Annotated in this window: 12 protein-coding genes and 1 pseudogene; 5 read left to right on the forward strand and 8 right to left on the reverse strand. The window is 72.0% G+C overall.

Annotation, left to right across the window (positions count from 1 at the left end; all coding sequences use genetic code 11):
- Positions 1-1393 (forward strand): excinuclease ABC subunit UvrA (locus CCN33_RS09680; RefSeq protein WP_140394498.1); only part of this gene is annotated, 1393 nt, incomplete at its 5' end.
- 168 nt (positions 1394-1561) lie between these two features.
- Positions 1562-1786: a hypothetical protein gene (locus CCN33_RS09685; protein ID WP_244173746.1), complete on the forward strand. Its 225-nt coding sequence runs from the start codon at positions 1562-1564 to the stop codon at positions 1784-1786.
- A 179-nt stretch (positions 1787-1965) separates the two neighbouring features.
- Here CCN33_RS09685 and CCN33_RS09690 read toward each other — a convergent pair whose 3' ends face one another.
- From CCN33_RS09690 to CCN33_RS09700, 3 genes are all read right to left on the reverse strand, one after another.
- Positions 1966-3036 carry a glycoside hydrolase family 43 protein gene (locus tag CCN33_RS09690; protein ID WP_086693219.1) on the reverse strand — a complete coding sequence of 357 codons (1071 nt, stop codon included), beginning with the start codon at positions 3034-3036 and terminating at the stop codon, positions 1966-1968.
- A 210-nt stretch (positions 3037-3246) separates the two neighbouring features.
- A complete protein-coding gene (locus CCN33_RS09695; protein ID WP_086693232.1) occupies positions 3247-5418 on the reverse strand; it encodes a TerD family protein in 2172 nt (723 codons plus the stop codon).
- 69 nt (positions 5419-5487) lie between these two features.
- Positions 5488-5967, reverse strand: a complete 480-nt coding sequence (locus tag CCN33_RS09700; protein ID WP_086693220.1) for a CGNR zinc finger domain-containing protein — start codon at positions 5965-5967, stop codon at positions 5488-5490.
- Positions 5968-6069: 102 nt separating this feature from the next.
- On the opposite strand from CCN33_RS09700, the gene CCN33_RS09705 reads away from it, so the two are divergent.
- Entirely contained in the window at positions 6070-6936 is an 867-nt protein-coding gene (locus CCN33_RS09705; protein ID WP_086693222.1) for an alpha/beta fold hydrolase, read from the forward strand.
- Between the two features lie 47 nt (positions 6937-6983).
- Here CCN33_RS09705 and CCN33_RS09710 read toward each other — a convergent pair whose 3' ends face one another.
- From CCN33_RS09710 to CCN33_RS09725, 4 genes are all read right to left on the reverse strand, one after another.
- On the reverse strand, positions 6984-8936 hold the full coding sequence (locus tag CCN33_RS09710) for a helix-turn-helix domain-containing protein (protein ID WP_086693234.1): 1953 nt from the start codon (positions 8934-8936) through the stop codon (positions 6984-6986).
- 76 nt (positions 8937-9012) lie between these two features.
- The gene (locus tag CCN33_RS09715; RefSeq protein ID WP_086693224.1) at positions 9013-9810 is read right to left on the reverse strand and encodes a 3-hydroxybutyrate dehydrogenase; all 798 of its coding nucleotides are present in this window, start codon (positions 9808-9810) and stop codon (positions 9013-9015) included.
- Between the two features lie 55 nt (positions 9811-9865).
- Positions 9866-10345 (reverse strand): NUDIX hydrolase, encoded by a 480-nt coding sequence (locus tag CCN33_RS09720; RefSeq protein WP_086693226.1) that lies wholly within the window; start codon positions 10343-10345, stop codon positions 9866-9868.
- A gap of 224 nt (positions 10346-10569) precedes the next feature.
- Positions 10570-11436, reverse strand: coding sequence for a helix-turn-helix domain-containing protein (locus tag CCN33_RS09725; RefSeq protein ID WP_086693236.1), 867 nt, complete (start codon positions 11434-11436; stop codon positions 10570-10572).
- 114 nt (positions 11437-11550) lie between these two features.
- Here CCN33_RS09725 and CCN33_RS09730 point away from each other — a divergent pair, with 114 nt between their 5' ends.
- Positions 11551-12249, forward strand: a complete 699-nt coding sequence (locus CCN33_RS09730; RefSeq protein ID WP_086693228.1) for an SDR family NAD(P)-dependent oxidoreductase — start codon at positions 11551-11553, stop codon at positions 12247-12249.
- Between the two features lie 53 nt (positions 12250-12302).
- Here the strand turns inward: CCN33_RS09730 and lnt are convergent, their stop codons facing one another.
- Positions 12303-13901, reverse strand: coding sequence for an apolipoprotein N-acyltransferase (gene lnt, locus CCN33_RS09735; RefSeq protein WP_086693230.1), 1599 nt, complete (start codon positions 13899-13901; stop codon positions 12303-12305).
- A 266-nt stretch (positions 13902-14167) separates the two neighbouring features.
- Between lnt and CCN33_RS09740 the strand changes: the two are divergent.
- Positions 14168-14476, forward strand: a pseudogene (locus tag CCN33_RS09740) (O-antigen ligase family protein); the annotation flags it as partial.

The following is a 14476-nucleotide window of genomic DNA, read 5'->3' on the forward strand; positions in this document are numbered from 1 at the left end:
CGGCGTGCTGTACGTGCTGGACGAGCCCTCGGCCGGGTTGCACGCCGCCGACACGGAACTGCTGCTCACCGCGCTGCGCCGGCTCAGGAGCGCCGGGAACAGCGTCTTCGTGGTGGAGCACAACGCGCAGGTGCTCGCCTCGGCCGACTGGATCGTCGACATGGGTCCGGGCGCCGGCCGGCACGGCGGCCAGGTCCTCTACAACGGGCCCACCCAAGGACTGTGCGAGGCACCGGAGTCGGTGACCGCCCGGTACCTCCCGCTGGACGCGCCCCCTGTGCCGGGGCCCGAGGAACCGCGCCAACCGGCCGCCTGGCTGCGCCTGGACGGGGTCACGGGCCACAACCTCCATGACCTGGACGCGAGTTTCCCGCTCGGCACCCTCACGGCGGTCACCGGCGTCTCCGGGTCCGGCAAGTCGACCCTGGTCCGGCGCGCGCTCGCGGAGACGGTTCGCGATCACCTGCACGCCGACGAGACCGCCGAGGACATCGCCCGCGACCCCGCCTCGGTGGAGACCGCCGACGAGGAGGAGGCCGGGGTGCCGGTCTGGGACCTGGCGGAGGACCGGGTGACGGTGCGGTCCAGTACGGGACTTGAGCACATCAACCGCCTGGTGGTCGTGGACCAGAAGCCCATCGGACGTACCCCGCGCTCGAACCTCGCCACCTACACCGGCCTGTTCGACAGCGTCCGCAAGCTGTTCGCCGCCCAGCCGACCGCGCGTGAACTGGGCTACACGGCAAGCCGGTTCTCGTTCAACGTGGCCCAGGGCCGCTGCCCGCACTGCCTGGGCGACGGAGTCGTCAGCATCGAACTTCTCTTCCTGCCCACGGAGACCTCCCCCTGCCCGGTCTGCCAGGGCGCGCGCTACAACCCCGGCACACTGATGGTGCGTTACCGCGACAAGACCATCGCCGATGTGCTGGCGATGAGCGTGGAGGAGGCGCACGGCTTCCTGGCCGACGTGCAGCCCGCCGCCCGCATCCTCAGACTGCTCTCCGACATCGGGCTGGGCTATCTGACACTGGGCCAGAGCGCCACGACCCTTTCCGGTGGCGAGGCCCAGCGCATCAAGCTGGTGAGCGAACTGCACCGGGCGCCGCGCGGCCACAGCCTCTACCTGCTGGACGAGCCGACGACGGGACTGCACCCGGCGGACGTGGACCTGCTGATCGGACAGTTGCAGCGCCTGGTGGACGCCGGCAACACGGTCGTCGTGGTGGAGCACGACCTGCGCACGGTCGCCGCCGCGGACTGGGTCGTGGACCTCGGTCCGGGCGCCGGGAACGACGGCGGCCGCATCGTCGCCGAGGGCCGGCCGGAGGACGTGGCCCGAGCGGGCGGCACGCCCACCGCCGACCACCTGGCGCGCCGCCTGTCAGCCCACTGACCTGCGAGGCTGCGGTCTGTCCATATTTGTCGGCATATCCAGTGATTGTCGGTAGCATGGATACGGCCGTAGCCGCGCGAGCGCCGCAGCGTGCCCGTGGGGCTGCCCACCGAGGGGTGCGGGCAGGACGCGCCCCGACACAGAAGGCCAGCGATCATGACGGGCAAGATGGACGCATCCGAAGCCGCACGCATCATGAGCGACCCGAACGCCACACCGGAAGAGCGCTCGGTCGCGGCCAGCGCCCTCTCGGACTCCGAGCGCGGGCACCACACCAGCAAGCGCGTCGGCTCGGAGGCCGGCCAGTTGCTGGACGACCAGAACATCTCCGAGGACGACCGGTCCGTGGCCGGCAGCGACCTCGAGCAGGACCGCAGGCGCACGGGCCACTGAGCAGTTCCGGCCGTACGCCCGACGAGATGGGCGCCGCCCGTCACGCGGCGCCCATCTCGTTCTGCGTACAGGGGAGTTACGCGCCGTCCTCGTCGGCCGCCGCCTTCGCGGTCACCGCCAGGTCGATGAACCGGCGAATGGTGTCCAGTCCCCTTGCGTACGGCGGCTGGGCGAGCCCGCTACTCGAAGAACTTCAGCCCCCACCCGGTGTCCGAGGTGGGGCCGGGCACGTTGGCGCGCCGGTATGTGGTGTCGCCCCACCAGGCGAACGACCCGGTGTACCAGTACCGGTTGTCCCAGGAGTACGGCGTCCCCTTGGGCACCGCGTGGAACATCAGCGGGAAGCGCGGCCCGGCCGGCGGGCTGGTGGCGATGTCGCCGTTGAGCAGGACGAAGGTGTGGTGGCCGGGCCCATTGACGTACAGCGTGGGGTCCCAGCCGGTCATCATGGTCGAACGGTTGGAGCCGAAGAGGCAGCCGTTGGACTTGTACCAGTCCCACACGTACGTCGGATCACCTCCTGCCCGCAACCGCAGGTCGGCCAGGCAGTACTGGTCGCTCCAGCTGCCGTTCGCCGAGTAGACGATGTGGAGTTGGCCATTGGGGTCCCGGATCGCCTCGGGCGCCTCGTTGATGTACGGGTTGCCGACCACCCGCTCCCAGCTCTCCCGGGGCTGGGAGATGATGTACCGGGCCCCGGTCGGCGTGGTGGGGCTGCTCATCCGGGCGATGTAGAGGTTCTGCTCGACGTTGGTGTCACCGGCCCAGCCCGACCAGACGAACCAGCGCTGCCCGTTGAAGGTGAATATCGTGCCGTCGATGGCCCACTTGTCGTCCGGGAGCGCGAGCCTGGTCTCGCCGCCGTAGCCACTGTCGGGGCCGGCGGAGCTGATGACGTACATCCGGTGCGCGGCGCCCCGGCCGGCGGTGAAGTAGATGTAGTAGCGCCCACCGTCCGTGGTCAGTTCCGGTGCCCACACCTCCCCGCGCCCCTGCGTGTCCGACCACACCTGGCGGGCGGGCGCGGAGGCGAGCCCGGCGGTGGAGGACGCCTGCCGCACCGCGATCCCCCCGCCGGTGGACTGCGCCGAGATGTAGGTGGAGCCGACCCGGATGACGCTCGGGTCGGCCGCCCGCAACGACGTCTGCTCCGCCTTGGCCGGTCCGGCGGCGGAGACCGACAACAGCACGGCGAGGACGCCCAAGACCGCGACCACGAGGGCGGCTGGGAAGCCGCGAAATGGTTTCATGCGTGTCTTTTACATCGATGCAAGGGCACTGCCCAGCCCTCTTGCGGACCCAAGTCCTCCGCAGTCCCTGCCGCATACGGAAACCGGGAGGCGCCGCGTGGGCGCCTCCCGGATACCAGGTCGGCGGCGAGGAGAGCGAAGGAACTCGTTTCAGGAAAGGAAGTTGAGAAGGAAGCCCCTTCATGGCCTCGCCGTGGACAACGCTAGCACTCAGCCCGGGATCAAGTCGCGCAGGTTTTCGAGGGTGATGACGCGGGAGTCCGGGTGCAGTCCCTCGGGGCGTTCCAGGCCGATGTAGGTCACGGGCTCGTCCGGAAGCGTCTCGCCGTCCCACTGCTCCACCGGCGCCGTGCCGTCGGACATCAGGTCGGTCAGGTACCTCACCGTCAACTGCTCCCGCTCCACGAGGGCCCGTACCAGCATGGACACGGACGCCTGGTTCTCCTCGACCCGGTTGGCCTCCGAGATCCCCCGCAGGTACAGGTGCAGCCACTTGGCACGCCACCGACCGTCGTCCCCGCGCTGGAACACCAGCGGCAGCGCCACCCGGCCCGCCCCGCGCAGCTCGGACTTCATCCGTACCGTGCGCGGCTCGAACGGCCGGCCCTTCTGCTCACGGTCGCGCAGCATGAACCCGAAGAACGACTCCTCGACCTCCTCGAAGCTCTCGCCCGCGTAGATGTCGACCTGCGGGACGATGAACGTGCCGCGCACCCGGCCCAGGGACAGCTCGATGAACTCCGAGGCGCCGTCGGGGGCTTCGGTGATGTCGCCCGAATGCCGCCCCCCGACTCCCGTGAGGGACGTGTAGGAGAGCCAGGAGTCGGTGCGGTAGTCGGCCCGCAGCAACAGCGCCGACAGGTCGTAGTCGGTCCGTCGCCCGGTCTCCTTCCAGTACACGAAGAAGCGGAGCCGCTCCCCGTCGACCGCGGAGACGGAGCCCCGCGGCAGCACACCGAGCCCGGCCGCCGTGGCCCGGCCGCTGAGCGGCAGCGCCACGTCGAGGACAGCCGGGTCGAGCAGCAGACGGCCCGGCGCAGGGAGCCGACGGCGCGTCTCCGCGTCGAGGGCGGCGATCAGACGACCGCGGTCCTCGGCCGGTACCGGCGGGCGGGAGTCGGGGGTCACCCAGGCACGGCCCCGACGGTTGACGAAGATCCGGGGCCGGCCGCTCTCACGCGCCCTGTTGTGGAGATGCTCGCGCACGGAGAGCACGACCCGGCCGGAGACGGCGGGAGCCACCCGCACCGCGGCGGCGACCACCGCGTCCCGCTCCTCCTGGTCGGCGGCGATGCGCAGCAGGAGGTCCAGGGCGCGGAACAGCTTGCCCGGCGCGGACTCGAGCAGCCCCACCGCACCGAGGACGTCGGACGCGTCGAGCAGCTCGTCGATCCGGCTGTCGAAGGACCGCGCCTCCTTCTCGCCCCGCGCCACCGCGAACACATCGGCGGCGTGCGGCCAGCGCGGGTACTCGTGCGGGTGGAGGCGCTCGCCGAGCCGCTTGAAGGGCTCCCGGTGCGCGTGGACATCGGCCAGCTTCGCGGGGTTCGCCGCGACCACGGCGTCGAGCCCCGCGAGCAGCCCTCGGCGCAGCGGCCGTGGCAGCGTCCGGAACCGGGTCGGTTCCTGGAGCGTGACGTCGCCGCCGGACAGCGCGCAGGCCAGCCGCAGCACATCGGTGACGGTGTCGAGCAGGAGGTCGGCCCCGACGTTGAGCCGGGCCTCGTTGACGACCGCCCGGTTCTCCCGGACCGGGATCGCCTCCGGCTGGGGGCCGAGCGCGCAGTGCTGGGCGAGAAGCCCGAGGTCGCGCAGGTCGTCGTCGTTCAGCGGGGTCGTGCTGCCGGCCAGGGTCAGGTACAGGTCGCCGAGCTCGTCGTCCAGGTCGCGGCCGAGGTGCAGGACGGTGATCCGGTCGCCCGCCGAGGCGATCAGTTCGTCCTGCGCCGCGAGCATCTCCTCGTACGTGTGCTGGTATCGGCCGTACGCCGGGAGGCTGAGCAGGTTCACCGCTCCGTGCGCCATCTGTGCCCGCACCCGCCCGCTTGAGGTCTTGTCGCCGAGGGCGTCGGCCACGCACCGCATCCAGAAGTCCTCGGTGTCCGGCACGTTGGCGGGGAAGTCGATGAAGTACGCGTTGTGCTGGACATGGTCGCCGGCCATCTCGCGCACGACCCGCAGCGTCCGCCGGGCGGTGTGCACCACCGCGGCCTCGGAGAGCCCGGACAGCCGCTCCAGCAGCTCCGCGGAGAGCTTGAAGCCCACGGATGCCAGCACCGCGTCGAACTGCCGCGCGGCGACGGCGCCTTCTCCGGCCGAGCCTTCGGGGGAGGGAAGACGGTGGGTGTGCCGGATGACCAGCGATTCGAAACTCTGCGCCATTCCGGGATGATCGCAGAGGCAGGCGAGCCGGTGCACGGGAGTTTCGCCCTCCCGCACACCGGCCGCACGTCAGCGGGACCGTTCGTAGTGGCGTCGCGCCTTCTCGCGGTTTCCGCAGACGGCCATCGAACACCAGCGAGCCCGGTTGGCGCGGCTGCGATCGAGCAGGAACAACCGGCACTCGCTGTTGGCGCAGGGCCGCAGCCGGCCGGGCATGCGCTCCTCGGTGTCGGCCCAAGCGAGAATGATCTCGACGGCGAGCCGGGCGTGCGGCGCGGTCCGGAGCGTCCACCGAAGGCCCTCCGAAGTGGCCTCCGGAACCTGCCGGACCCCGTCGAGCAGCGGCTTCAGCGCCTCGGGCGAACGCTCCCCGGCCACGACGTCCCGCAGGACGTCCCGCGTCTCCCGCAGCAGCGCCAGTTCCGCGAGGCTGCCGTCGCCACCGTGTTCCCGCGCCCAGTGCCGGCCTTCGGCGGGGTCGGCGAGCGCGTCCCGTTCCTGGCCGTCGATCAGCGGCCTGCTGTTGAGCAGGTCCAGCAGCGCGTTCATCGAGCACCCTCTTTCTAACCACCTCGAAGCGCTTGACAGGTTAGCCCACAGGTGCTTGCCTGGCCAGAAGATAACCGGATAACGCACTTGAAGGGGTTAGACATGAACTCGGTGCACCACCGGACCGCCACCATCGACGGCCACGAGATCTTCTACCGCGAGGCCGGACCCACCGACGCTCCCACGATCGTCCTGCTGCACGGCTATCCCACCAGCTCGTTCATGTTCCGCGAGCTCATCCCGCTGCTGGCCGGCGACTATCACGTCATCGCACCGGACCACCTCGGCTTCGGCCTCTCCGACGCCCCCGACGCGGCGGACTTCACCTACACCTTCGACGCCCTCGCCGAGATCACCTCCCACCTGCTCGACCAACTCGGCCTGGACCGCTACGCCCTCTACGTCCAGGACTACGGCGCCCCCATCGGCTGGCGCCTCGTGCTCAAGAACCCCGAGCGGATCTCCGCCCTCGTCACCCAGAACGGCAACGGCTACGAGGACGGTTTCGTCGAGTCGTTCTGGACCGACGTCTGGGCCTACGGGGCGAACCCCGGCCCGGACACCGAACCCGCCGTACGCACCGCGCTGAGCCGCGACGCCATCCGCTGGCAGTACCTGCACGGCGTGCCCGACCCGAGCGTGGTCAGCCCGGACACCTGGGAGCACGACTTTGCCCTGGTCTCCCGCGAGGGCAACGACGAGGTCCAGCTCGCCCTGTTCCGCGACTACGGCAACAACCGGCCCCTCTACCCGCTGCTGCACGAATTCCTGCGCACCAGCGAGGTCCCGGTGCTCGCCGTGTGGGGCCGCAACGACGAGATCTTCGGCCCGGCCGGCGCGGAAGCCTTCGCCCGCGACGCCAAGGACGCGGAGGTGCACCTGATCGACGGCGGCCACTTCCTGCTGGAGAGCCACCGCGATGTCGTCGCGGGGCATCTGCGCGACTTCCTCGGCCGGGTACTGAGCTGACACCGCAGGGCGGGGGCGGCACCCGTATGTGGGCCGAACGGTGCCGGTCAGCGGCGTCTCGTCCCCGCCAGTCCGTGGAGGCGCAGGGCCAGTTGGATCTCCAGTGCGCGGGACGGCGTCTGCCAGTCCTCGCCCAGCAGCCGGCCCACCCGTTCCAGCCGCTGGGCGACGGTGTTCACATGGACATGGAGGACGTCCTTGGTGCGGGCCGGGCTCATCGCGGCGGCGAAGTAGGCGTCCAGGGTGCGCAGCAGATCAGTACCGCGCCGTGCGTCGTAGGCGACGAGGGGGCCGATGGTGCGCTCCACGAAGCCGCCGATGTCCCGGTCCCCGGCGAGCAGCAGTCCGAGGAAGCCGAAGTCCTCGGCGGCCGCGCCGTCCCCTCCCCGGCCGAGCAGGTGGAGCGCGTCCAGACAGCGGCGGCCCTCGGCGTAGGCGGCGGCCACCTGGTCGGGGCGGGCGGCCAGGCCGGTGACGGGGGCGGAGGCTCCGACGGTGACCGGCTGGCGGACCGCGGTGCCGAGTTCGCGGGCGGTTCGCCGGGCCAGTTCCGTGGCGGTGTCGCCGGGGCCGAGCGGGAGCAGCAGGACGGTGCCGCCGTCGCGGGTGGCGGCCAGGCCGTGGCGGGTGGTGGCGAGGTGGGAGGCGGCGGACCACAGGCGTCGCCGGGCCGCGGCCTCCTCGTCGGCGTCGGCCGAGGGCGCGTCGAGGCGGGTGGCGAGGACGGCGTGGGTGGCGTCCAGGTCGGCGTCGAGCCGCGTGGCGCGTTCCCGGAGCAGGCGTGGGTCGCGGTCGCGGGCGTCGAGGAGGTCGTCCAGGAGTTCGCCGCGCACGCGCCGCTCGGCCTCGGCGGCGGAGCGGCGGGCCAGCAGGAGCAGGGAGGTGACCATCGCGGCCCGTTCCAAGGTGCGCTGGTCGACCGGGTCGAGGTCGGGGTGTCCGTGCAGGACGAGCGCGCCGAACACCTCCTCCCCCGCAGCCACGGCCGCGATCCAGTCGGGTCCGTGGCGCACCGCATGGCCCTCGGTGCGGGAGGCCTCCAGCGCCTCGGCCGGTGTGGTGCCGGTTTCGGTGAACTCGACCGCTCCGTCCAGGACTTCGGCGACGGCTGCGGCCACGTCGTGGACTCCACCGCCGCGCAGGACGAGTTCGGCGAGCCGGTCGTGCACCTCGGAAGCGCGCTCGATGACGGCGCTGCGGTCCTGGATGACCTCGTTTGCGCGTTCGAGTCCGGCGAGGGCCGCCTGGGTCCCGGTGAGGAGGTTGGTGGTGTCGATGGCGGCCGCGGCGAGGGCCGCGAAGGAGCTGAGCAGGGCGATCTGTTCGCGTTCGAAGACCCGTGCGCGCCGGTCGGCGGCGAAGAGGACTCCGATGACCTGCGGGCCCAGCGTCAGCGGGACCCCGACGATGGCGAACAGGCCCTCGTCGCGCACCGCGACGTCGATGGTGTCGGTGTGCTGGAAGCGGGCGTCCTGGAAGTAGTCGTCGGTCACGTAGGGCCGGGCGGTCTGGGCGACGAGTCCGCCGAGCCCCTCTCCCATGCCGAGCCGGAGCTGCTGGAAGCGGGCGGAGACGGAGCCCTCGGTGACCAGCATGTAGGTGTCGCCGCGCTCCGGGTCGTTGAGGCTGAGGTAGGCGATGTCGGTGGCCAGGAGAGAGCGGGCACGCTGCACGATGGCCCTCAGGACCGCGTCCACGTCCCGGAGCCCGGCCAGGTCGTGGGCGGTCTCGAAGAGGGCGGACAGCTCCGCCTCGCGGCGGCGGCGCCCCTCCAGTTCCGCACGGACGCGCAGCGCGAGGAACTTGGCGTGTTCCAGCGCGGCAACACGGTCGGCGGACTCTCCCTCGGCGCGGGCGACGAGGACGGGCCGTTCGTACGCCTCCGGGGAGGCGTCGCGGGCGAGCAGTTCGAGGTAGGGGGCCTCCGCACAGGCGACGGCCCCCGCCGCGGCGGCCCCGGTGGCGGGGCGCGCGGCCGACTGGAGTTGATCGGGAGACATGGCCACAGGATCGCTCATCGTTGGCTAGGCCCGTCAGCCCTGTGGACAACTCCACGGGGCCGGTCGGGGCAGCGGTTCAGTGGGCCGTCCAGCCGCCGTCCAGCACCAGTGAGGTGCCGGTGACGAAGGACGCCTGCGGGCCGCAAAGATAGGCGACGGCCTCCGCGACCTCCTCGGGTTCGATCAGCCGGCGCAGCGCGCTGTCCTTGAGGAGGACCTCGGAGAGGACCTGCTCCTCCGGGATGCCGTGCGCCTCGGCCTGGTCGGCGATCTGCTTCTCCACCAGTGGGGTGCGCACATAGGCGGGGTTCACACAGTTCGAGGTCACACCATGGGGGGCGCCCTCAAGCGCGGCCGTCTTGGACAGCCCCTCCAGCCCATGTTTGGCGGCCACATAGGCCGACTTGAAGGCCGAGGCGCGCAGCCCATGGACGGAGGACACATTGACGATGCGCCCCCAGCCCTGCGCGTACATGTGGGGCAACGCCCCGCGGATGAGCCGGAACGGCGCCTCGAGCATCACCGTCAGCACGGTGTGGAAGACCTCGGGCGGGAACTCCTCCAGCGGCCGCACCAGTTGCAACCCGGCGTTGTTGACCAGTACGTCGGTCCCGGCGGCGGCCCGCTCGGCCGCGTCGAGGTCGGTGAGATCCAGCACCTGGGGGACGACCCGGCCGGCGAGACCCTCGGCCCGGCCGGCCAGCCCGGCCAGCCCCGCCGCGTCCAGGTCGAGCGCGCGCACCTCCGCCCCGGCCGCGGCGAGTCGGAGCGCGCACGCGCTGCCGATGCCGCCGGCCGCCCCGGTGACGAGGGCGACCCGGCCGGCGAGGTCCAGGGCGGAAGGGGTACTGGGCTGGGGGCTGGACGAGATCATGTCTCGACCCTAATGACGCGGCCCCGGCTCACCACATAGGGCGAGAACCCATACTTCAGCCAAGACTCATGGGGTCGAACCATGTGGGTGCCTCGGACAGAGCCTGCTTGATCCGGAACAGCGAGAACTCGTTCAGTTCCGGCAGCGCGTCCACCGCGAACCAGCCCACGTCCAGCGACTCGTCGTCGTTGACCCGCGCCTCGCCGCCCACGGCCCGGCAGCGGAAGGTGATGTCCATGTACTGGCACTCGTCGCCGTTGCCGTAGGTGATCGGCTGGAGGGCCTGCACCAGGACGACCCGCTCGGGCACGCAGTGCACGGCCGTCTCCTCGAAGACCTCGCGCACCGCACACGCGGCGGGCTGCTCGCCCGGCTCCGGGATGCCACCGACCACCGACCACTTGCGGGTGTCGGTGCGGCGGCCCAGCAGCACCCGCCCCTCGTCGTCGAAGACGATCGCGGTGACACCGGGGAGCCAGAGCAACTGGGTGCCCGCCGTGGCCCGGAGCGCGGTGATGAATTCAGGTGTAGCCATGGCCTCGACCCTAGACGGCCGGACTCCCGCCGGCCGCCACGACCAGGCGCGCCCAGCCGGTCGTGCGGCCGGACGCCGGAGGGCCGCCGACCGCGTCGCCCACCGCGCCCGCCCCGCCTGGTGTTGATCAGGCCCTCGACGGTGTTCCTCTCCTGGTAGAGGTCAGCATCGTGGTTCGGCGCTCGCCGCGCACATGCAACCGGTCGATCGACGCGCAGGTCGGATCAGTTGTGCGTCGTGGCCGGTGGGCCGGCGATGGCGGCGAGCCGGAGCTTGGTCTCGTCCTCACTGCCGGGCACGGCGGTCATGATGACGATCTTGAGCTCGGAGTCGCCGTCGGTAAGGACGTCGCAGTCCACCGTGACCGTGCCCACCGACGGGTGGTCGATGGTCTTGTGGTCCTCGCGGTGCGCGGCCACCTCTCCGGTCGCCCACAGCTCGGCGAACCTCCTGTTGCCCGCGTTCAGATCGCGGATCAGCGCGGCCAAGCGGCTGTCCTGGGGGAAGCGGCCGGTGGCGCGTCGCAGGTCGGAGACGACGGCGGCGTCGGTGGCGTCGCGGTCAGCCTCGGTCACCGGCCACAGCGCGAGGTGGGCGGGGCCGGCGTGCACCGGGAACCTGTCGCGGGCGAAGTTGCGCAGCCGCGGCGGCGAGGCGGAGGGGTCACCCAGCAGCGCGGCCCACCCACGATTCCACCACACCAGTTGCCAGTCGGCCGCGAACACAGCGACTGCCACGTCCCCGAGGCGGGCGAGCACCCGCTGGACGCCGGGCGGGAGATGGTCGGAGATCGCGCCGTCCACCGGCCGTACGAGCTGGGCCAGCCGGTACAGGTGGTCCCGCTCGGCGGTGGACAGCTGCAGGGCGCGCGCCAGGGACGCCACCACCGACGCTGAGGGTGTCGTGGCCCGCCCCTGTTCCAGGCGCACGATGTAGTCGACCGACACTCCGGCCAGGTCAGCCAATTCCTCGCGCCGCAGCCCGGCCGCCCGGCGCCCGCGAGCCACCGGCAGCCCGGCGGCCGACGGAGGCAGCCGGTCCCGCCACGTGCGGATCATCACGCCCAGTCCGGTACCGGGTGTCGTCGACATGACGTCCATCCTCCTGCATCCCCGGACGAGCATGGGCACGCGAGGGTGGTACTCGTCTTCCTACCGTCGAAGCGTCCCTGGTCCGCCTCCTATGACGGGATCAGTATCGAACGCATGACCATCACCTTCATCACCGGAGCCAACAAGGGCCTGGGCCGCGAGACCGCCCGCCGCCTCATCGAGTGTGGCCACACTGTGCTCGTCGGAGCCCGCAACCGCGAGCAGGGCGAGGAGGCCGCCGCCGCGCTCGGCGCACGCTACGTCCCCATCGACGTGACCGACGACGCGTCCGTGGCCGCCGCGGCCGCGGACGTCGCCGAACACGAGGGCAGGGTCGACGTCCTGATCAACAATGCTGGTGTGCACGGCCCCGTCGGCGATCCCAGCGACCTCACCGCCGCCGACGCCCGCGCCGTCCTCGACGTCAACGTCATCGGGGTCGTCCGCACCACGACCGCTTTCTTGCCGTTGCTGCGCCGCTCGGACGACCCTGTGATCGTCAACGTCAGCAGCGGTATGGGCTCCCTCGCCCTCACCCACGATCCCAGCCGGCCCGAGTCGCACGTCGTCGCGCCGCTGTACACCTCATCGAAAGCGGCGCTGACGATGTTGACCACCCAGTACGCCAAGGGACTCAGAGGCATCCGCGTCAACGCCGCCGACCCCGGCTACACCGCGACCGACCTCAACGGTCACAGCGGCCCCCAGACCGTCACCGAGGGCACGGACGCGATCGTCGCCCTCGCCACCGAGGCGCCCGGTGCCGGCACCGGACGCTTCGTCTCCCGCCACGGCGAGATCGCTTGGTCCTGATACCGGCCCTGCCGAGCAGCCACTCCAGGCGACAACGCTCGTGGTCAATACGCTCAGACCGCCCGCCGACCGCGTGCCGCCACCGCGCCCGCCCAGCCCAGACCGCCCGCCGCGACCAGCAGCAGCGCCAGCTCGGGCAGGATGCCGAGCCGGGTCGCGGGCGTCTCGGAGGTGCGCAGCGGCACCTTCATGTCGATGTGGGCGGGGACGAACATCCCGGTGTGCCGCGCGACCCGCCCGTCCGGCATGATCACCGCGCTGACACCGCTGGTCACGGGCACGGTCACGGTGCGGCTGTGCTCGACGGCGCGGACGCGGGACATGGCGAGCTGCTGGTAGGTCATCTCGCTGCGGTCGAAGGTGGCGTTGTTGCTGGGCACGGAGATCATCTGGGCGCCGTGGGTGACGGTGTCCCGCACGGCCCAGTCGAACGCGGCCTCGTAGCACGTGGCGAGGCCCACCTTGACGCGGCCGAAGCCGAAGACGCCCGGCTTGTCGCCCCGGCTGAAGTCCTGGCGGACCATGCTGGTCCACTCGCCGTTGATCGCGCCGACGAGCGAGCGCATCGGGAGGTACTCGCCGAAGGGCTGCACCTGGCGCTTGTCGTAGGTCTGCAGCGGTCCCTTGGCCGGGTCCCAGAGGATCTGCTCGTTGAGGAGCCTGCCGTCCCGTTCGACGACCGAGCCGACCGAGACGGGCGCGTCGATCGCCTCGGCGGCGCCCTGGATGACGGCGGCCGCGTCGGGGGCGGCGAAGGGGTCGATGTCGGAGGAGTTCTCCGGCCAGAGCACGAAGTCGGGGCGCGGCTCCTTGCCCGCCGCGACCCGGGCGGCGAGACGCCGGGTCTCCCGCGCGTGGTAGTCGAGCACGGCGCGCCGCTGGGCGTTGAACTCCAGCCCCGCGCGCGGCACGTTGCCCTGGATCAGCGCCACGGTCGCGGTCCCCGCCTCGGCCTTGTCGCTGACCAGCGCACGCGCGCCGATCGCGCTCACCACCGGCACCGCGACGCTGAGCAGCGCGACGGCGGCGGCGGACCGCCGCACCTCGCCGTCACGGCGGCGCAGGATCAGCCGGACGGTCTCGAAGAGGCCGAAGCCGCACAGGACGACGCCGAAGCCGAGCACCGGGGTCCCGCCCAGCGCGGCGAGCGGCAGGAAGACGCCGTCCGCCTGGCCGAAGGCGACCTTGCCCCAGGGGAAGCCGCCGAACGGCATCCGCGCGCGTACCGCTTCTCCGGCTGTCCACAGCGCCGCCGCCCACATGGGCCGGCCGGGCAGCCGGGACACAACGGCGATGCCGGCGCCGACCAGGGCGACGTAGACCGCCTCGATGAGGACCAGCGCGATCCAGGGGCCGGGGCCGACCTCCACGCCGGTCCACACCAGGAGCGGCAGCAGGAAGCCGAGGCCGAAGAGGTAGCCGAGGCCGAGCGCCGTCTTCCAGGTCCGGCCGCGCAGCGCCCAGGCGAAGCCGGCGAAGGCGGGCAGCGCCAGCCACCACAGGGTGCGGGGCGGGAAGCTGACGTAGAGGAGCACGCCGCTCAGCGCGGACACGAGGGCCGGGACCATGCGGGTCAGGCGGGCGCGCGCACCCTTGGCGGGAGGCTGCTGGAGCCGGTCCGGCCGGTCCACGGAAGTTGCGGTGACGGTCACCCTGGGGAGTGTACGGCGGTCCGCAGCCCCCCTGATATGCCGGTCATCACGGCATTCCCGCGCAACTCGTCCACAAATCGGCCCGCAGCCGTTAGCGTGATCCGAGCCTCGGCGGTGCGGCCGGTCCCGGCCGGATGCCGTCGCGAGGTGCGGCCACAGGTCGGGGGACCGGGTGCGAGGGGCTACGGGTGGCGTCGACGGGGATGGAGTGCGCGTCCGGGACGGACGCGGACCGTGCGGGACGGAACGCGTCCGACGGTGCCGGGATGATTCTGCTCGGGCTGTGCGCGGCCTGGTCGCTGGTGTCGGCGGCGGCGCACGACGGGCGGCCGGAGGGGATGCTGCTGGCGGTGCTCGCCACCGCGGCGGGCTGCGCGGCGGGACGGATGTCGGGGGCACTGCTCCCGGTGGCCGCGCCGTGCGCCGGGGCGGCGGCCGCTCTGGTGCTGGCCGTGACGATGCCCGGCCCGCTGCCGGGCCCGGCCTACGCGGCTCCCCTTGGGCAGGCCGGCGCCGTGGCCGCGCTGCTGGCGCTGGCCACCGGGGCGCTGTGCTGCGCCGCCTGGTCGACGCCG

Source organism: Streptomyces recifensis, assembly GCF_002154615.1.
Classification (GTDB): domain Bacteria; phylum Actinomycetota; class Actinomycetes; order Streptomycetales; family Streptomycetaceae; genus Streptomyces; species Streptomyces griseoluteus.